This window comes from Pantoea sp. ICBG 985, from assembly GCF_002928365.1.
Taxonomy (GTDB): domain Bacteria; phylum Pseudomonadota; class Gammaproteobacteria; order Enterobacterales; family Enterobacteriaceae; genus Pantoea; species Pantoea dispersa.
This window is the reverse complement of sequence record NZ_POWM01000008.1, coordinates 171024-187884: the sequence shown is the minus strand read 5'-3', so window position 1 is coordinate 187884 and position 16861 is coordinate 171024. Positions and strand designations below refer to the sequence as shown.

At 55.9% G+C, this 16861-nt stretch carries 21 protein-coding genes; 15 read left to right on the top strand and 6 right to left on the bottom strand.

Features of this window, described 5'->3' with window-relative positions; translation table 11 throughout:
- The first annotated feature begins 3 nt into the window (after positions 1-3).
- The 11 genes from C1Y42_RS20855 (at position 4) to pyrE (ending at position 9177) form a co-directional block, all read left to right on the top strand.
- A complete protein-coding gene (locus C1Y42_RS20855) occupies positions 4-534 on the top strand; it encodes a fimbrial protein (protein WP_058771014.1) in 531 nt (176 codons plus the stop codon).
- Entirely contained in the window at positions 527-1033 is a 507-nt protein-coding gene (locus C1Y42_RS20850; protein ID WP_081035969.1) for a fimbrial protein, read from the top strand. The genes C1Y42_RS20855 and C1Y42_RS20850 overlap by 8 nt, the downstream gene beginning before the upstream one ends.
- Before the next feature lie 9 nt (positions 1034-1042).
- Positions 1043-1558: a fimbrial protein gene (locus C1Y42_RS20845; protein WP_031279633.1), complete on the top strand. Its 516-nt coding sequence runs from the start codon at positions 1043-1045 to the stop codon at positions 1556-1558.
- Between the two features lie 9 nt (positions 1559-1567).
- Positions 1568-2422 carry a winged helix-turn-helix domain-containing protein gene (locus C1Y42_RS20840; protein WP_021507088.1) on the top strand — a complete coding sequence of 285 codons (855 nt, stop codon included), beginning with the start codon at positions 1568-1570 and terminating at the stop codon, positions 2420-2422.
- Positions 2389-2898, top strand: a complete 510-nt coding sequence (locus tag C1Y42_RS20835) for a hypothetical protein (protein ID WP_127833493.1) — start codon at positions 2389-2391, stop codon at positions 2896-2898. Before C1Y42_RS20840 ends, C1Y42_RS20835 begins: the two co-directional genes overlap by 34 nt.
- A gap of 15 nt (positions 2899-2913) precedes the next feature.
- Positions 2914-3969 carry a fimbrial protein gene (locus tag C1Y42_RS20830; protein WP_158251412.1) on the top strand — a complete coding sequence of 352 codons (1056 nt, stop codon included), beginning with the start codon at positions 2914-2916 and terminating at the stop codon, positions 3967-3969.
- 128 nt (positions 3970-4097) lie between these two features.
- Entirely contained in the window at positions 4098-5159 is a 1062-nt protein-coding gene (locus tag C1Y42_RS20825; protein WP_158251411.1) for a fimbrial protein, read from the top strand.
- Between the two features lie 277 nt (positions 5160-5436).
- Positions 5437-7272 (top strand): PglL family O-oligosaccharyltransferase, encoded by a 1836-nt coding sequence (locus C1Y42_RS20820; protein WP_104094256.1) that lies wholly within the window; start codon positions 5437-5439, stop codon positions 7270-7272.
- Positions 7273-7405: 133 nt separating this feature from the next.
- Positions 7406-7684 carry a DUF3574 domain-containing protein gene (locus tag C1Y42_RS20815; protein ID WP_233210741.1) on the top strand — a complete coding sequence of 93 codons (279 nt, stop codon included), beginning with the start codon at positions 7406-7408 and terminating at the stop codon, positions 7682-7684.
- 85 nt (positions 7685-7769) lie between these two features.
- The gene (rph, locus tag C1Y42_RS20810) at positions 7770-8486 is read left to right on the top strand and encodes a ribonuclease PH (RefSeq protein WP_021507082.1); all 717 of its coding nucleotides are present in this window, start codon (positions 7770-7772) and stop codon (positions 8484-8486) included.
- Between the two features lie 49 nt (positions 8487-8535).
- A complete protein-coding gene (pyrE, locus tag C1Y42_RS20805) occupies positions 8536-9177 on the top strand; it encodes an orotate phosphoribosyltransferase (protein ID WP_104094254.1) in 642 nt (213 codons plus the stop codon).
- Positions 9178-9506: 329 nt separating this feature from the next.
- On the opposite strand, the gene slmA is transcribed toward pyrE, so the two are convergent.
- From slmA to coaBC, 3 genes are all read right to left on the bottom strand, one after another.
- Complete coding sequence (gene slmA / locus C1Y42_RS20795; RefSeq protein WP_021507079.1) at positions 9507-10103, bottom strand: nucleoid occlusion factor SlmA; 597 nt, start codon at positions 10101-10103, stop codon at positions 9507-9509.
- 115 nt (positions 10104-10218) lie between these two features.
- Positions 10219-10677 (bottom strand): dUTP diphosphatase, encoded by a 459-nt coding sequence (dut, locus tag C1Y42_RS20790; protein WP_031279631.1) that lies wholly within the window; start codon positions 10675-10677, stop codon positions 10219-10221.
- On the bottom strand, positions 10646-11875 hold the full coding sequence (gene coaBC / locus C1Y42_RS20785; RefSeq protein ID WP_104094253.1) for a bifunctional phosphopantothenoylcysteine decarboxylase/phosphopantothenate--cysteine ligase CoaBC: 1230 nt from the start codon (positions 11873-11875) through the stop codon (positions 10646-10648). Before coaBC ends, dut begins: the two co-directional genes overlap by 32 nt.
- A gap of 190 nt (positions 11876-12065) precedes the next feature.
- Here coaBC and radC point away from each other — a divergent pair, with 190 nt between their 5' ends.
- The 4 genes from radC (at position 12066) to mutM (ending at position 14261) form a co-directional block, all read left to right on the top strand.
- Positions 12066-12722, top strand: a complete 657-nt coding sequence (gene radC / locus C1Y42_RS20780) for a DNA repair protein RadC (RefSeq protein ID WP_021507076.1) — start codon at positions 12066-12068, stop codon at positions 12720-12722.
- A 243-nt stretch (positions 12723-12965) separates the two neighbouring features.
- Positions 12966-13202: a 50S ribosomal protein L28 gene (gene rpmB, locus C1Y42_RS20775; protein WP_010616494.1), complete on the top strand. Its 237-nt coding sequence runs from the start codon at positions 12966-12968 to the stop codon at positions 13200-13202.
- A gap of 11 nt (positions 13203-13213) precedes the next feature.
- Complete coding sequence (rpmG, locus tag C1Y42_RS20770) at positions 13214-13381, top strand: 50S ribosomal protein L33 (protein WP_001051798.1); 168 nt, start codon at positions 13214-13216, stop codon at positions 13379-13381.
- A 70-nt stretch (positions 13382-13451) separates the two neighbouring features.
- A complete protein-coding gene (gene mutM, locus C1Y42_RS20765) occupies positions 13452-14261 on the top strand; it encodes a bifunctional DNA-formamidopyrimidine glycosylase/DNA-(apurinic or apyrimidinic site) lyase (RefSeq protein WP_058771020.1) in 810 nt (269 codons plus the stop codon).
- Here the strand turns inward: mutM and coaD are convergent, their stop codons facing one another.
- The 3 genes from coaD to waaA are packed head-to-tail and all read right to left on the bottom strand — an operon-like array spanning position 14262 to position 16798.
- Positions 14262-14747 carry a pantetheine-phosphate adenylyltransferase gene (gene coaD, locus C1Y42_RS20760; RefSeq protein ID WP_021507073.1) on the bottom strand — a complete coding sequence of 162 codons (486 nt, stop codon included), beginning with the start codon at positions 14745-14747 and terminating at the stop codon, positions 14262-14264.
- Complete coding sequence (locus C1Y42_RS20755) at positions 14744-15520, bottom strand: glycosyltransferase family 2 protein (RefSeq protein ID WP_010616498.1); 777 nt, start codon at positions 15518-15520, stop codon at positions 14744-14746. Before C1Y42_RS20755 ends, coaD begins: the two co-directional genes overlap by 4 nt.
- Positions 15521-15523: 3 nt before the next feature.
- Positions 15524-16798, bottom strand: coding sequence for a lipid IV(A) 3-deoxy-D-manno-octulosonic acid transferase (gene waaA, locus C1Y42_RS20750; protein WP_021507071.1), 1275 nt, complete (start codon positions 16796-16798; stop codon positions 15524-15526).
- Between the last annotated feature and the right edge of the window lie 63 nt (positions 16799-16861).

Genomic DNA, 16861 nt, shown 5'->3' with positions numbered 1-16861 from the left:
GCGATGCGTGTGCTGTTGCTGGTGCTGACGCTGTTGAGCCCGACTCTGCAGGCGGCAACCAACGGCGTGGTGCATGTGTATGGCGCGCTGCAGGAGAGTCCATGCTGGCTTGACGTCGGTAACAATGATCAGGCGGCTGGCCTCGATACCACGCCGACCGCCGCGCTGCAACAGGTTGGTGAGCAGGTGATGAAGCAGGCGTTAACGCTGCATTTGCAGGACTGCCCGTACAGTATCCGCAATGTCGCCGATCCGCTATGGCTGCAACATGTGCCGTCCATCAGCATCGACTTTTTTGCCCCGCAAAGTCTGGCCGACCCGCAGCTGATTCGCGTCCAGGGCTCTGACGGCGTGGGCCTGCAATTGTTTGATGAGAACCATCAGCCGCTGCCGCCCACCTTCCGCAATCTGCGCGTGCCGCTCAGCGCCGGCAGCAATGTGCTGAGCTGGCTGACGGTAGAGGAGCGCACCGCGCTGCCGCTGCAGCCGGGTGCCTGGTCAGCCAGCGGTCAGTTACAGGTGAACTATGACTAAGCATCGACTTGTTCCGTTGATGAAGTATTACAGCAGGCTGCTGATCGGTAGCCTGCTGCTGTGCATCTGCTGGCCGCTGCATGCGGTGGAGCTGCGCCTGCACGGTACGCTGATTGAGAATCCGCCCTGCACGCTGAATGACAACCAGAGCCTGATGATTGAGTTTGGCGATGCGCTGAGCGTGAAAAAGATCGATGGCGTCAACTATCTGCAGCGTAAGGCGATACCGGTCAAGTGCACCGAGGATCCGGGTGCGGCATTGCAGGTGCGTCTGACCGGTACCGCTTCCGGATTCGACAGCAGTGCGCTGCTCAGCAGTGTGAGTGCGCTGGGTATTCGCTTTTATCTGGCCAGCAAGCCGCTGGCGGTCAACAGCACGTTGCCGATTGTTTTCCCCGGCACACTCGATCTCGGCGCGGTGCCAGTACAGCAGCCGGGCGTGACGCTGGAGGGTGGGGAGTTCACCGCCAGCGCGGCGCTGCTGCTGGAATATCAGTAAGGAGAGGCGATGAGAGCGGGAGTAATGCTGGTACTGGGATGGCTGCTGGTGTCACAGGCACAGGCGATAGAGATGCAGCTGCACGGTACGCTGGTGGCGGAACCCTGTTCTCTGGAGCCGGATCAGCAGCAGCTGGAGCTCAACTTTGGCGATATCGTTGCGAAATCGCTGTATCAGAATCCGCGCACGCCGGCGCGTCCGCTGGTGATGCGTCTGAGCAGTTGTGATACCGAACTGGGTAAAGACGTCGAGCTGGTGTTCAACGGTATTGCCGATGCCGAGCAGCCCGATCTGCTGGCGCTGGCCGGTGATGCCGGTGCCAAAGGCGTGGCCATTGGCCTGAGTGATGCGGACGGAAAGCTGGTGCCCATTAACCGCGGCGTGATGCATTTTCCGCTGCAGCAGGGCGACAACCAGCTGCAGTTCAGTGCCTGGCTGCAGGCTTCGGCGAGCGCGATTGCCGAGCGCACCATTGAGCCTGGCAACGTATCGGCGATTGCTACTTTTTATCTGAACTATCCCTGAGTGCCTGTTATGTGGTTGATAAATCAACATATCACGTTTGACCCGGATCGGCGCCTGTTGCGCGATCGGCATGATAACGAGCTGCTGCTCAACCAGAGCAGCGCACGCTGCCTGGCGCTGTTTCTGCAAAAGCCGGGTGAGGTCATTAGCCACGAAACGCTGCTGGATGAAGGCTGGCGTAGCCAGGGGGTGCACGTGACGGAAAACTCGCTGCGCCAGATGCTATCGATGCTGCGCAAGCAGTTTCTGCAACTGCGGGTTGAAGGAGAAACCTTTGTCACCGTTCATCGTCAGGGCTACCGGCTGCATGAGTCGGTGCGGGTGGAAGCCTGTTTACCGCTGGCTGAAGCCGTAGAAGAAGCGCGCATTGCGTCGGAAGCACGTATTCAGCCGCTGGTGACCACTCATGTGCACACGGCGCCGCTGCCGGTGATGGTGCAGCCGCCAGCCACCGCCACCGTGGAGGAGGAAACGACCGCTGCGGCACCACGCAGCCGTTCCGGGCTGGTGTTAATCGGCATGTTGATCAGCGCGGTGTTGTTACTGGTGCTGGCCTTACTCGGTATTAAGGTGCTGGAGATTCGCGACGTGGTGACTGTGACCTATGCACCCTATCGCCACGTGCAGGGCCGGCAGTGGTATATCCAGGACGACTTCAGCGCCACCGAGCGTGAAGAGATCGATCAAAACCTGCAGCTGGTGAGTGACAGCATGGCGCGCTTTATCCAGCTGGCCGAAGAGGAACGCCACATCTATATCAACCGCACCAAGCTGGCTGACCGTTACAGCTGGTTTATCTGTCAAAACCCCATCGAGCAGAAGGATGCGTTATGTCGGTCAGCCATATATTTCGTCGCCGAGTAACCTGGGTGTTGCAGGGGGGATTACTGATGCTGGCGCTGGTACTGGCGGCTATCCTGATTTATCAGCTGTCGCGCCGTATCCCTCATTGTGAAGCAGATTCGATTCTGATTTCCAGAGAGGCGGGACAGCTGGTGGTGTCGCATGGGCAGTGGAAAGTGCAAAACAGTCTGTTTCAGGCCACCGGCAATTACAGCGGCATGATCAGTTATTACTCGCCACAACAGCAACTGCAGCGCCGCGAACCGGTAGACGTCTCTTTTGAGCTGCGCCACAGCTTCTCCGGCGCCGCGCTGCGCAGCGAAACCACTGCTATCTCCTACAACCTCGCTAATCGTGCCTCACCACAGAATATTGAACGCTATATCTCCGCCGGCCTGGCGCCCGGCCATGTCAATTACGGCTGGATTTATCGTCTGCAGAATGTGCGTTATGTGATTGGCAATAATGCGAATCCGTCGGTGATTTGTAAAAAATAACTTATGGTTATACAAATGAGTAAAATTATATTTTTCGGTTTCTTATGTTTTATTTTGATAAGAATGAATAGTGCTATAGCAGGGTTAGAAGAATCTTGCTGGACTGAACCGACTCAATTAATGGTTCTTGATACTAAGGCGTTAAAATTCAATAGTTATAAGAAAGGTGCAGAAAGCTCCCTGGGCAATAGGACTTTATTACCCCGCATATTCCCTGTTATTTGTAATAAGAGCAAAATCACGCGGCCTCCGGGTAATCTTTCAGATGTTCTTTGGTTGGAAGGTGACATGGGTCCATTGCTAACTCCTTCTGATCAGAACAATAGGTATTATAAATTAACTGATGATATTGATGTGGCTGTCTTGATTTTAACAAATGCGGGCACTCGTCGTAAATATCTTCCCGTAACTTTTAATGACGATATAATGCGAGTTATAGATGCATTCGTTCCTGTTGGCAGAAATGTCTCATCACAAAGTCCAGACTTTTCGAGCGAAACTATATATTTTAAATTGCGACGTGATGTTATCGGTGGGGCAGTAGTGATACCAGGTAATATAGTTGTAGCAACTTTATATTCCGTTGACAGATTTTTTGTGCCGCTTCCTCCGCGGCCAGACAAGCCTTTGGCTCATATTATTACCGATCCTCTTGGGGTTGTTATTCCTGTGCCGATAGTTTGTAATATTAATGAAGGTAATGCTTTAAATGTTGAGTTTGGTCGTATGGTGGTTAGTGAAATTCCTGATGCACCAGTAAATGACAAATATAGCCAGGACGTACCCCTGCACATAAAGTGCAACTCTCTCCTTAATCAGGACGCAGCAATCCAGTTAGCGACTGGGGTAACCGATTTCTCCAGCGACCTGATTGCTACCAGTAATAAGGATTTAGGTGTGGCAGTGTTTCACCGTGGGCAGCTAATGAAACCTTACCAACCTTCACCTGTAAAGCTGGTTAATGGCGAAGCCCTGGAAACTATTACACTCTCGCCGGTTAAAAGGAAAGGTGCGAAACTTTCCGGTGGTGAGTTTACTGCTTCAGCCACGGTAATTGTCACAGTAATGTAATAAATTAAAAAGAAGATGGGCCGAATTTATGAAGACTAGTACGGCTGGATGTGTCCTGAGTAAATTCAAAGCCAATTGTTAATTGCTAAGTGTCTTTATTATTTTAACTGGATATGCGTATTTATGTTATGAAAACCAAATTGTCGCGAAGAAAATGCGTGTTATTTATTATAAAATTTATTTTTATGAGCACCTTCTCCGGTCAGGCTCATGCTGGTCTTGATTATGCCTGCTGGACTGACCCCTTAGCGGTAATGGTGTTGACATCTGGCCGTTTGGCTAGCCACAGCATATCTCCTGTAAAAGGAGTACACGGCAGGTTATTCTTTGATGAATCATTAGGGGGGTTTTCTGGCATATGTAATAATCCCGGTAAATATGAATGGTATAACTTACTTATTGAGGCTGATCTGGGTGCACATTTTATCCCTTCATCTACAAATATCGGTTATTATAAACTCACTGATGATGTTGATGTGAAGGTGCAAGGCTATGCTCCAAGCTGGTATCCTTATCCAATGACTTTCGAGGACCGTAGATATAAAAATCCTGGTCGTGGGACAATAAAGCCTGGGCTGGGAATGATTCATGATGTTTTTTCGGCTTCTTCATTTCTTTTAACTGATTTTATTATAACAAAAGATATTATCGGTGGAGCGATTTTTGTCCCGCCTGATGTAGAGATGGTGACCATTTATACGATTGGTTATATGAGCCCGCCTTATCCTCCGAGACCCGAAAAACCCTTGCTAAAAATCGTTATCGGACCTCACGGCATTATCATCCCGGTACCCATTGTCTGCGATATCAATAACGGCACGGATATTAACGTTGAATTTGACCGCATCGCGGTAAGCTCCGTTTCTGAATCAGTGTCCAATACCGCCAACTACAAAGATGTGCCGTTAGAAGTCAAATGCAGTTCTGCATTAAATCAGGAAGTCAATTTACGCTTAGTCGCCGGAACCACCTCTTTCTCGGATGAACTCATCGCCACCAACTATCCTGATCTGGGCATTGCGGTTAAACATAAAGGACAATTGCTCAAACCGATGGGCACTTCTGCTGTCCGGTTAATCAACGGCATGGCTTCAGAGGTCATCACCGTGTTCCCGGTGAAAAAGAAAGGACAACCGCTGAGCGGTGGTGAATTCAATGCTTCAGCAACATTGCTGATCAGCATGCCTTGATGATGCTTTAATCCGCGTTATTGATATTAATGTTAATTAATCTTTTTATGATGGTTAAAGTTAAACACTTATCAGAGGGAGATCGGCTTAACCTGCAGCGATACAGATTAACGGTGTTTGAAAATATTTTTCATCATCACAGCTGTGTGAATCACCATGATTCACGGGGGTTTTCACACCATTCACAGCTTTTTGGCCGTACATTTTCTGTAGCCAAAGTCTATCAACCATTATTCAACGAGACAGTTTTTGGCCTGTTTCGGCAATTGGGTTTGCTATGCTCTTTCTCTGTTTTATGTCGTGGTATCTGTCCGGACGAGACCCGCGCGTCACGCCACCTTTACTGATGCAGCAATTTCTGCAGCGGCGGCGTCGGGGACAGTGCGGTGAGAAAGTCGCTTCTTTCCCTTTCGCTTCGCTGGCCTGCCTTATCTGTTTTCTCCCCACGCTGATTTATCTGCCCAACAGTGGTGGCAATGGCTTTGATCTGCCGCTGAATTTGCTCACTGCAGGCTGCCTCGCGCTGCTGGCAGCCACGCTGCTGTTGAAGAACTGGCGCCAGCCGCGCGATTTAATTGATGACAACGTCATGACGCATGCGCTGTTGCTGATGCTGTTTTGCTTTGCGCTGGCGGTGATCCTGCAGGAGAACGATAACGGACTGCTGACCGGCGTTATCCGACTACTGGGGCTCAGTGCCATACTCATTCTGTGGCTGCTGCTGGGCCTGATGCCGCAGCTCTGGCAGCAGCGTCAGCAAATCATTGCCGGCATCGTATTGCTCAGCACCTTGCAGGCGCTGCTGGCGATTGCGCAAACCTGTTTTCCGGCCCAGCTGCAAACGCTGATGGAGTTTCGTTATCACGCCGGCCAGATTCGCCCTTACGGTATTTTTCAGCAGTTCAATTTGCTGGCCAGCTTTCTGGCGACCGGTCTGGCGGCTACGGTCTGGCTCTGTCTGCAATCTGACATCAGGCACCGTTTCTTACTACTGCCGGCAGTGCTGATCAACAGCCTGGCGCTGCTTCTGACGCAGTCGCGTACCGGTGCGTTTGGCTTTGCGCTGGCGCTGCTGGTGATGCTGCTGGTGTGCGATCGTCGCCAGCGCGCGGTAATCATCAGGATTGTCATGGTGATGGCGCTGGCCGTGCTGTGCGCCCTGCTGCTGCGCAATGAATTAGCGCCGGGCATGCGTGAATTTGCGGCGTCCGACCTGGCGCGCCAGCAGCTGCTGGAATACACGCTGCGGATGATCATGGAAAAACCGTTCAGCGGCTGGGGCTTTGGTCAGTTTGAGTATCATTTTTCGCGGATACGCATGGTGGACGCGATCCACCTGAAAGATTTCAACGCTACCCATCCCCATAACGAGTGGCTGTATAGCTGGGTGGAAGGCGGTGTTTTGCCGATGGTAGGCTTCACCGCCGTGTTGCTGGCATGGCTGACGCCGCTGTGGCGCTGGCGCAGTCAGCCGCAGCGCCTGATGCTGTGGAGTCTGACGCTGCCCGTCATGCTGCACACCATGGTCGAATTTCCGCTCTATCAATCGCTGCCGCATCTGTGGCTGCTGATGCTGCTTACCCATCTGGCGTTACGTCAGCCCGAAGATCGATCAATGATTGAACCTGCGACGCCGGGACTGCCGTCGCGTATGCTGCGCCTGAACATGGCCGGCGGCGCGATTGCGCTGATGCTGTTTTTCTTCAGCGGCCTGCAGACCAACGCGCTGCTCACCCAGGCGGAGCGCGGTCAGTTCCTCTCGTATCCTTCACGCGATCAGCTGTGGAATCCGTGGATTCAGGGCGAGCGCTATGAGTTCGGTGAAATGGTGCATTGCCTGATGCGCTACAACCAGACGCGGGATGAGCGCCTGCTGGCGCGCTTTGTGCAGCAGTCGTCGCTGTGGCTGGAGCGCCATAACGACCTCAACGTATTCCGGAATGCGGTGATGATTGAGTGGCATCTGCGTCACTATCAGCGCTCGCGCAGGCTGCTGCGTCAGGCGCTGACTCTCTATCCAACAGATGAAAGCCTGCTGCAGCTGAAAGCAAAAATGATGACGGAATGGTCATCGGCGGCCTATGCTGTGACAGATGAGACAGGCAACTTCTGAGGCTAAGATGTTGAATAAATGGATGAGGCCGCTGGGCTTCGCCATGATATTAAGCGGATGTCAGACTTCTCCGCCCACTCCGCAGGTTATTCCGCCGCACACCGCGCCCGTGGCCGTGTGCGGGGCCGGCGAGATGATGATGCAAACCACGCTGTGGTTTGATCTGCCGTCCTCCGCTGGCGCAGCGGGCTGGTCGCAGTTTGCTGAACGCGACATCACGCCGCACTTTCCCTCGCCGCTGACGATTTACGATGGCCGCGGCCCGCAGGGCAATCGCAAGGTACTGGTACTGCTTCATCCGGCGGATCGGGCCAGCTCCGAAAGCATTAACGCGCTGCGCGACAAGTTTAAACATCGTTTTGCGACACAACCGGTGACGCGTATCGACTCGCTGGTGTGCGCGGCGCTGTAACACGCGCTGCCTGCACGCGGGCAGGACAGCCGCGTGTGAAGTCCGTATAATGCGCAGCCAAACCCAAGCAAGCCGGAGAGAAACCATGCGTCCAGCAGGCCGTAGCACTTCTGAAGTGCGTCCCGTCACCCTCACTCGTCACTTTACCAAACATGCGGAAGGCTCGGTTCTTGTCGAGTTCGGCGAAACCAAAGTCCTGTGCACCGCGACCGTTGAAGAGGGCGTGCCGCGTTTTCTCAAAGGCAAAGGTCAGGGCTGGGTAACCGCAGAATACGGTATGCTGCCGCGTTCGACGCACAGCCGTATGGCGCGTGAAGCCGCCAAAGGCAAGCAGGGCGGACGTACGCTGGAAATCCAGCGCCTTATCGCCCGCTCGCTGCGTGCGGCGGTTGATCTGCAGGCGCTGGGTGAATTCACCATCACGCTGGACTGCGACGTGATTCAGGCCGACGGCGGCACGCGCACCGCGGCAATCACCGGTGCCTGCGTGGCGCTGGCGGATGCGCTGAACGCGCTGGTGGCGGCCGGTAAGCTGAAAGCCAGCCCGCTGAAAGGCATGGTGGCGGCGATCTCGGTCGGCATCGTGGCCGGTGAAGCGGTGTGTGATTTAGAGTATGTCGAAGACTCTGCCGCTGAAACGGATATGAATGTGGTGATGACCGAAGATGGCCGCATGATTGAGGTGCAGGGCACCGCAGAAGGCGAGCCGTTCAGCCATGACGAATTGTTGCAGCTGCTGGCGCTGGCGCGCGGCGGCATTGAGCAGCTGATTCAGGCGCAGAAAGCGGCGTTAATTGATTGATGTAACAGGCGACCACAGAGTCGCCTTTTCTTTATTTGAGGAGTGAGAAATGAAAGCCTGGCAGCGTCAGTTTATTGAGTTCGCCCTGAACAAAGGGGTATTAAAGTTTGGTGAGTTCACCCTGAAGTCCGGCCGCAAAAGTCCCTATTTCTTTAATGCCGGTCTGTTCAATACCGGGCGCGATTTAGCGCTGCTGGGCCGTTTCTATGCGCAGGCGCTGGTGGATGGCAGCGTCGATTTCGACCTGCTGTTTGGCCCGGCCTACAAAGGCATTCCGATTGCGACCACTACCGCCGTGGCGCTGGCCGATCATCATGACCGCGATGTGCCGTACTGTTTTAACCGTAAAGAGGCCAAAGATCACGGCGAAGGCGGTTTACTGGTGGGCAGCCCGCTGCAGGGCAAAGTGATGCTGGTCGATGATGTGATCACCGCCGGCACGGCAATTCGTGAATCGATGGACATCATCAACGCCCACAACGCCACGCTGGCCGGCGTGCTGATTTCACTCGACCGCCAGGAGCGTGGCCGTGGCGAGATTTCCGCGATTCAGGAAGTGGAGCGCGATTATCAGTGCAAGGTCACGGCGATCATTACGCTGAGCGAGCTGATTGATTACCTGGCGGAGAAGCCAGAGATGGCCGACCATCTGGCGAAGGTGAAGGCGTATCGCAAAGAGTACGGCATCTAAGGTTTGCCGCGGTCGCCATGAATGGCGACCCTACAGTAGCAGGATGTTTGAGCGTAGGGTGCGCATTAATGCGCACCTGGTGGCGAAGGTCGGGGCGATTGCAAAGAGTACGGCATTTAAGGTTTGCCGCGGTCGCCATGAATGGCGCCCCTACAGTCGCAGGATGCCAGGGCGTAGGGTGCGCATTGATGCGCACCTGGTGGCGAAGGTCGGGGCGATTGCAAAGAGTACGGTATTTAAGGTTTAGCGCGATATTCAGCGCCGCACGATAGCGTAGCGGCGCAATTTATTGCGCGATGGATCGCGCCGCTACAAATCCGCTGTGCGTATTAAACCAGCTGTGCGGCAATCAGCGGCCAGCGGCTGTCGAAATCGGCGGTCGGGCGATAGCGGAACTCCGAGCGCACATAGCGTGACAGCAAACCTTCGCAGAACGCCAGCAGCTGGCTGGCGAGCAGCGTCTCATCAGTCTGGAAACCTTCGCCGTCGCGCATCTTCTTCTCTTTCATCACCTGGCGCAGCTGAACTTCGATACGCTCAAACAGCTGATTAATGCGCCCCTGCAGGCGATCCTGTTCAAACATCAGCGCGTGGCCGGTCAGGATGCGCGTCAGTCCTGGATTACGCTCACCAAATCCCAGCAGCAATTGCACGATCAGGCGCAGACGCGCCATCGTCTCTTTTTCATCTTTCAGGATCAGATTGATGCGGGTAATCAGACTGTCTTCAATAAACTCAATCAGGCTATCAAACATGCGCGTTTTGCTGGGAAAGTGGCGATATAACGCCGCTTCCGAAACGCCGACATTGGCGGCCAGCTTGGCGGTGGTGATACGCTGACTGCCATCGCCCGACTCCAGCATTTGCGCCAGCGCCTGCAAAATCTCTTCGCGACGATTCCGTTTCGCGACTTTTTTTTCTGCCATGACCTTCAACACCCCTGAAATTCACCAAAAACAGGCAATACTGCCTTATCTGCCACAGATAAAGCGGCCTGTGGCGACAAGAAATAAAAAGATGGCTATGCGAAAAGTGAGCGTATTACTGACGGCCAGAGTGACCGAAACCGCCTGCGCCGCGATCGCTGGCGTCAAAATCTTCCACCAGGTTAAATTCGGCCTGCACCACCGGTACAAACACCAGCTGAGCCAGGCGATCGCCAGGCTGCAGCGTGAAGCTATCCTGGCCACGGTTCCACACTGAAACCATCAGCTGGCCCTGATAGTCGGAGTCAATCAGCCCCACCAGGTTACCCAGTACGATGCCGTGTTTGTGACCGAGACCGGAGCGCGGCAGGATGACGGCGGCCAGTGACGGATCGGCAATGTGAATCGCCAGGCCGGTTGGCACCAGCGTGGTCATGCCTGGTGCGATTTCCAGTGCGTCATCAAGGCAGGCGCGCAGATCGAGACCCGCGGAGCCAGAGGTCGCATAGGTGGGTAGTGGGAATTCCTTGCCTACGCGCGCATCAAGTATTTTTACGTCGATTTTTTTCATCATAACGGCTGACAATCTCGTCTATTAATTGTTGGCCAAGGAGCGTCTTATCACTGAGCGGTAAGACTTTCTCTCCCTCCTGCCAAAAAAGGTGAAGAGCATTGGTGTCGCTATTGAAGCCCTGCCCGGCCTGCGCCACATCATTGGCGCAAATCAGGTCCAGGTTTTTCCGCACCCGTTTTTGCCGCGCGTATTCTTCCACATTCTGGGTTTCGGCAGCAAATCCCACCACGAAAGGGCGCTGCACTTTGAGCGCCGCGACGCCTGCGACAATATCCGGGTTCTTCACCAGCTGCAGCGTGACGTTATCATCGCCACCCTGTTTTTTAATTTTCTCTGCGGCAATGTTTGCCGCCCGGTAGTCTGCCACGGCTGCGCTGGCAATGAAAATATCTTGTTGGCTGATTTGCGCCATCACCGCCGCTTCCATCTCCAGTGCGCTGTTGACATCAATGCGCGTCACGCCGGCGGGCGTGGCTAAGTTCACCGGACCGGAAACCAGCGTCACGTTTGCGCCGCGCTTTGCCGCTGCCGCAGCAACTGCATAGCCCATCTTGCCGGAGCTGTGATTACTGATATAGCGCACCGGATCCAGCGCTTCACGCGTCGGACCGGCGGTGATCATAATGTTGAGATGTTGCAGATCGTTGACGGGCGCGGCCCACTCCAGCGCATGCGCAACGATGGCCAGCGGGTCCAGCATGCGGCCCGGGCCGATATCACCGCACGCCTGACTGCCGCTATCCGGTCCCCAGATCAGCACGCCGCGCTGCGCCAGACGCTGCAGATTCTCCTGCGTTACTGCCGCGCGGTACATCTGCTGGTTCATGGCCGGCACGATGGCGACCGGTGCCGCGCTGGCCAGGCAGGCGGTGGTGACCAGGTCGTTTGCCATGCCGGCGGTAATGCGTGCAATCAGATCGGCGGTTGCGGGCGCAAGCACAATCAAATCGGCCCATTTTGCCAGTTCGATATGGCCCATTGCCGCTTCGGCCGCCGGGTCGAGCAGGTCATCAAACACCGGATAGCCGGAAACCGCCTGCAGGCTGAGCGGCGTAATAAAGGCTTTGGCCGCATCCGTCATCATCACGCGGACATCCGCGCCGCGATCGCGCAGGCGGCGCACCAGTTCCGGTGCTTTATAGGCCGCGATGCCGCCGCTGACGCCCAGCAGAATTTTTTTTCCGGCTAATCCCATCATGTTGTTTGCCTCACTTCAACGCAGAGTGCCGCGCCTGGCGCGACAGATGCAGGCAACTTTATCACAAAATCGGCGACCCGCCTTTTCACTGCCTGCGCCCTTTGCGAGCCGGCTCTGGAATTTGTCACGCGCCGCTGGTGGCCTGCAATGCACCGGCGCAGAATGGCGGCATTGCAAGGAGGGCGGAACGATGACGGAACTGGCACCACGGGAAAAACTGACGCTGCTGGGCGCCGAGGCGCTAAGCGATGCCGAACTGCTGGCGATCTTTTTACGCACCGGCACGCGCGGCAACAGCGTGATGGGGCTGGCGCGGCTGATGCTGAATGAATTCGGTTCGCTGTATCGCATCATGACCGCCAGTAAAGAGGAGCTGGGGCAGATAAAGGGCGTCGGCAGCGCCAAAATGACGCAACTGCATGCCATTGCGGAACTGGGGCGGCGCTTTTTTGCCAGCCAGCTGGCGCGCGAAAATGTGATGGAGAATCCGCAGGTCACGCGCCACTACCTGCAAAGCGTGCTGGCACATCAGGAGCGTGAAATCTTTATGGCGCTGTTTCTGGATAACCAGCACCGCGTTTTGCAGGCGCAGAAGATGTTTTCCGGCTCCATTGCCAGCGTGGAAGTGCATCCGCGTGAAATCGTGCGTGAGGCGCTAAAGCTCAACGCGGCGGCGGTGATACTGGCGCACAATCATCCGTCCGGCATGGCGGAACCGAGCCGTGCCGATCGTGAGATTACCAGCAAGGTGGCGCAGGCCTGCGCGCTGCTGAATATCCGCTTATTAGATCATCTGGTGATTGGTCACGGTGAGTTTACCTCTTTCGCTGAGCGCGGCTGGCTGTAATTCGCGGCGTCAACTGGGCAGAAATCCGGCGTTTTTGCGCGATCCGGAGGGATCTTTATCTGTTCGGGACTTGAGCACTTCGGCTTAGCGGCGTATACTACGCCACCTTTGAGAATCTCGGGTTTGGCGTTTGGGCCAGCTTAGCGGGTTCACATGGAACTCGCCTGGGCGGGCTAAGGCCTGACGAGGCGGCCAAAACCTAGTTTTTAAAGCTCGAGCTGATTTGATTTTTGGAGAATAGAAATGTCACGAGTCTGCCAGGTAACTGGAAAGCGTCCGGTGACCGGTAACAACCGTTCCCACGCAATGAACGCGACGAAACGCCGTTTCCTGCCGAACCTGCACTCTCACCGTTTCTGGGTTGAGAGCGAGAAGCGCTTCGTTACTCTGCGTGTATCTGCTAAAGGTATGCGTGTTATTGATAAAAAGGGCATCGATACGGTTCTGGCCGAAATCCGCGCCCGTGGTGAGAAGTACTAAGGAACTGAATCATGGCTAAAGGTATTCGTGAGAAGATCAAGCTGGTTTCCTCTGCTGGTACAGGTCACTTCTATACCACCACGAAGAACAAACGTACTAAACCTGAGAAACTGGAACTGAAAAAGTTCGATCCGGTTGTACGTCAGCACGTGATCTACAAAGAAGCCAAAATTAAGTAATTTTGGTGTTCTTGCGAAAAACCCGGCTCCGGCCGGGTTTTTTGTTTCTGCGCTACGTTGAGGAGATGAGATGCCTGAATTACCTGAGGTAGAAACCAGCCGACGCGGTATAGAACCTCACCTGGTGGGAGAAACCATTCTGCATGCCATTGTGCGCAATCCGCGTCTGCGCTGGCCGGTTTCCCATGAAATCCATGCGCTGAGCGACCAGCCGGTGCTCAGCGTACAGCGCCGCGCCAAGTATCTGCTGCTGGAGCTGCCGCACGGCTGGATCATCATTCATCTTGGCATGTCCGGCAGCCTGCGCGTCCTGTCCGGCGAACTGCCGGCTGCGAAGCATGACCACGTCGATTTGGTGATGAGCAATGGCAAAGTGCTGCGCTATACCGATCCGCGGCGTTTTGGCGCCTGGCTGTGGACTACCGATCCGGAAGGCAGCAGCGTGCTGGCGCACCTCGGTCCGGAACCGCTGAGCGATGCCTTCAACGGCGGGTATCTGTATGAAAAGTCGCGCGGCAAACGCACGGTGATCAAGCAGTGGCTGATGGATAACAAAGTGGTGGTGGGCGTGGGTAACATCTATGCCAGCGAATCGCTGTTTACCGCCGGGATCTTACCCGATCGTCCGGCGATGAGCCTGAGTGAAGCGGAAGCGGAACTGCTGGCGAACACCATCAAAGCCGTACTGCTGCGTTCGATTGAGCAGGGCGGCACCACGCTGCGTGATTTCCTGCAGACCGACGGTAAGCCAGGTTATTTTGCGCAGCAGCTGCAGGTGTATGGCCGTGCCGGCGAGCCCTGTCGTGCCTGCGGTACGCCGATCCTCAGCGGTAAACACGGTCAGCGCAGCACCTTCTGGTGTCCACGCTGCCAGCACTGATTACGGCTGCGCCAGCTTCGCCAGCAGCGCCTGATGCACCACGGCAGGCAGAAATGCCTGCACATCACCCTGATGGCGCGCCACTTCCTTCACCAGCGACGATGAGACAAACGAGAAGCCTTCGGAAGGCATCAGAAACACGCTCTCCAGCGTGGGCAGCAGATGACGGTTCATGTGCGCCAGCTGCAGCTCATACTCAAAGTCCGATACCGCACGCAGACCGCGCACCAGCACGTTCGCGTTCTGCGCCTGGGCAAAATTCGCCATCAAATCGCTAAAGCCAACCACCTCAACATTTGGCAGATGGGCCGTAACCTGGCGCGCCAGATCGACACGTTCATCAAGGCTAAACAGCGGCTTCTTACTCGGGCTGGCGGCAATCGCCAGCACGATGCGATCAAACATCTGCGCTGCGCGCGTGACGATATCCAGATGGCCCAGCGTCATCGGGTCAAACGTGCCGGGATAAATCGCTTTAGTGCTCATACGCGGCCCTGTGTTGAGGTGTGATGCAGCGCCCAGAGCGCCGAGTATTTATTAAAGGTGTATTGTGCGTTGACCACCGCCAGAATCCAGCCCTGTTTACCATCGAGAAAACCGGCGCGCAGCAGCAGCGTCTTAATAAACGCGCCTGCGGTGTGGCTGAAAACAGAGAGAATACTGCAGCGCTTGCCGCGCTGAAAGCGCTCCTGTGCCCAGGCTTCGGCATAGTTCATCTGCTTACGCTGGAAGGCAATCAGATCGCGGCAGGTCAGGTGCTGCAAATCACCCGGCAGCGCCACCACCGGCGTGCCCTGCGTCTCGAGCGATTCGTGCACCAGATTGTCGTTATAGCGCAGATGGCGCGGATAGAGGCGCAGCACGCGGTCGGGATACCAGCCGCTGTGGCGCATAAAGCGGCCGAGAAACAGATTACTGCGCCCGAGGCTGTAAACCTTATCGCTGGGCGGCTGTGTCAGCACCTGCTCAATGGCGCGGCGCAGCTCTGGCGTAACCCGTTCATCGGCATCCAGCATCAGAATCATATCGCCGCTGGCAAAGGCCTGGGCGCGCTGACGCTGCTTACCAAAGCCGGCCCAGCCGTCTGCCTGATAGACCTGCGCACCGTGCGCGCGTGCCACCTCGATGGTCGCATCGCTGCTGCCCGAATCCAGCAGAATGATTTCATCTGCCCAGCTGACGGAAGCCAGCGCCTCCGGAAGGAGTTCAGCTTCGTTTTTGGCGATCATCACCACGGAAAGACGTTGGCGTTGCGACATGCGTTAATGAGCTCGTGGAGGCAGATGCGGTTCGAGTAACTGTAGCAGACGCTGCAGTGCGCCCTGATTCTGGTGCAGCACGTCTACCGCGTGGCGGCCGTAGTAGCGGCGATAATCGTCATCCTGCAGCAGGTTCGCCACTTCTTTTTCCAGCGACACCACATCAGTAACGGTGATCAGCCCTTCCGCCTGTTGCAGACGGGCGCAGATATCTTTGAAGTTCCAGATGTGCGGGCCCATCAGCACCGGAATGGCATGTGCAGCGGGCTCGAGCGGATTGTGGCCGCCGCGCTCCACCAGGCTGCCGCCAACAAAGGCCAGATCGGCGATGCCGTACAGCAGCATCAGTTCGCCCATGGTATCGCCAATCACCACCTGCGTGGCGCTGGAGGGGATCTCGCCGCTGCTGCGCAGGGTAAAGCTGAAGCCGCGTTTTTGCGTCAGGTTGCAGGCATCTTTAAAACGTTCCGGATGGCGCGGCACCAGAATCAGCAGCAGGTCCGGGAACTGTTGCAGCAGGCGACGATGGGCGTCGAGCACGATGGCCTCTTCGCCTTCGTGCGTGCTGGTGGCGATCCACACCGGGCGGCGCGACGCCCACTGGCGGCGCAGCGTCACCGCGCGTGCCGCCAGCTCCGGCGTAACGGAGATATCAAACTTCAGACTGCCGGTCACGGCCAGGTGCGAGCGCTTCAGGCCGAGGCTGAGGAAACGATCGCCGTCCTCAACGTTCTGCGCGGCAATCAGCGTAATGCGCTGCAGCAGGTCACGCATGAAACCGCCGAGCTTTTTATAACCTCTGGCGGAGCGTTCAGACAGGCGCGCATTGGCAATCACCAGCGGAATCTGGCGCTGATGCAGAATGCGAATAATGTTCGGCCACAGCTCGGTTTCCATGATAATCACCAGCCGCGGGTCGACGGTATCGAGGAAACGGTTAATTGAGCCGGGCAAATCGTACGGCAGATAGACGTGGTGCACGTCTTTGCCAAACGCCGACTGAGCACGCTCGGAGCCGGTGGGCGTCATGGTGGTCACGGTAATGGGCAGCGTCGGATAGCGATGACGCAACGCGCGCACCAGCGGCACGGCGGCGAGCGTTTCACCGACCGAAACCGAGTGCAGCACGATGCCGTGCGGTGCCACTTTACCGCTGCAGTAGCCGTAGCGCTCCGCCCAGCGTTTGCGATAGGCCGGTGCTTTTCGACCGCGCAGCCACAGGCGCAGCCAGATCAGTGGCTGAATCAGATAAAGCAGGGCTGTATAGAGAGTCGTCATAGTTAAGGTTACGACCAGTTCGCGTCAAAAAACACAGGAAAGGCGGCATGTTAACAGAAACTG

What these genes read in the sequence shown, in the direction of transcription:
- waaA (WP_021507071.1), bottom strand. Translation starts at nt 16,798, where the DNA reads ATGACGACTCTCTATACAGCCCTGCTTTATCTGATTCAGCCACTGATC.
- C1Y42_RS20835 (WP_127833493.1), top strand. Translation starts at nt 2,389, where the DNA reads ATGTCGGTCAGCCATATATTTCGTCGCCGAGTAACCTGGGTGTTGCAG.
- C1Y42_RS20830 (WP_158251412.1), top strand. Translation starts at nt 2,914, where the DNA reads ATGAGTAAAATTATATTTTTCGGTTTCTTATGTTTTATTTTGATAAGA.
- mutM (WP_058771020.1), top strand. Translation starts at nt 13,452, where the DNA reads ATGCCTGAATTACCTGAGGTAGAAACCAGCCGACGCGGTATAGAACCT.
- C1Y42_RS20840 (WP_021507088.1), top strand. Translation starts at nt 1,568, where the DNA reads ATGTGGTTGATAAATCAACATATCACGTTTGACCCGGATCGGCGCCTG.
- C1Y42_RS20845 (WP_031279633.1), top strand. Translation starts at nt 1,043, where the DNA reads ATGAGAGCGGGAGTAATGCTGGTACTGGGATGGCTGCTGGTGTCACAG.
- C1Y42_RS20815 (WP_233210741.1), top strand. Translation starts at nt 7,406, where the DNA reads ATGATGATGCAAACCACGCTGTGGTTTGATCTGCCGTCCTCCGCTGGC.
- slmA (WP_021507079.1), bottom strand. Translation starts at nt 10,103, where the DNA reads ATGGCAGAAAAAAAAGTCGCGAAACGGAATCGTCGCGAAGAGATTTTG.
- C1Y42_RS20755 (WP_010616498.1), bottom strand. Translation starts at nt 15,520, where the DNA reads ATGTCGCAACGCCAACGTCTTTCCGTGGTGATGATCGCCAAAAACGAA.
- rpmG (WP_001051798.1), top strand. Translation starts at nt 13,214, where the DNA reads ATGGCTAAAGGTATTCGTGAGAAGATCAAGCTGGTTTCCTCTGCTGGT.
- C1Y42_RS20850 (WP_081035969.1), top strand. Translation starts at nt 527, where the DNA reads ATGACTAAGCATCGACTTGTTCCGTTGATGAAGTATTACAGCAGGCTG.
- rph (WP_021507082.1), top strand. Translation starts at nt 7,770, where the DNA reads ATGCGTCCAGCAGGCCGTAGCACTTCTGAAGTGCGTCCCGTCACCCTC.
- C1Y42_RS20825 (WP_158251411.1), top strand. Translation starts at nt 4,098, where the DNA reads ATGAAAACCAAATTGTCGCGAAGAAAATGCGTGTTATTTATTATAAAA.
- rpmB (WP_010616494.1), top strand. Translation starts at nt 12,966, where the DNA reads ATGTCACGAGTCTGCCAGGTAACTGGAAAGCGTCCGGTGACCGGTAAC.
- pyrE (WP_104094254.1), top strand. Translation starts at nt 8,536, where the DNA reads ATGAAAGCCTGGCAGCGTCAGTTTATTGAGTTCGCCCTGAACAAAGGG.
- radC (WP_021507076.1), top strand. Translation starts at nt 12,066, where the DNA reads ATGACGGAACTGGCACCACGGGAAAAACTGACGCTGCTGGGCGCCGAG.
- coaD (WP_021507073.1), bottom strand. Translation starts at nt 14,747, where the DNA reads ATGAGCACTAAAGCGATTTATCCCGGCACGTTTGACCCGATGACGCTG.
- dut (WP_031279631.1), bottom strand. Translation starts at nt 10,677, where the DNA reads ATGATGAAAAAAATCGACGTAAAAATACTTGATGCGCGCGTAGGCAAG.
- C1Y42_RS20855 (WP_058771014.1), top strand. Translation starts at nt 4, where the DNA reads ATGCGTGTGCTGTTGCTGGTGCTGACGCTGTTGAGCCCGACTCTGCAG.
- coaBC (WP_104094253.1), bottom strand. Translation starts at nt 11,875, where the DNA reads ATGATGGGATTAGCCGGAAAAAAAATTCTGCTGGGCGTCAGCGGCGGC.
- C1Y42_RS20820 (WP_104094256.1), top strand. Translation starts at nt 5,437, where the DNA reads ATGCTCTTTCTCTGTTTTATGTCGTGGTATCTGTCCGGACGAGACCCG.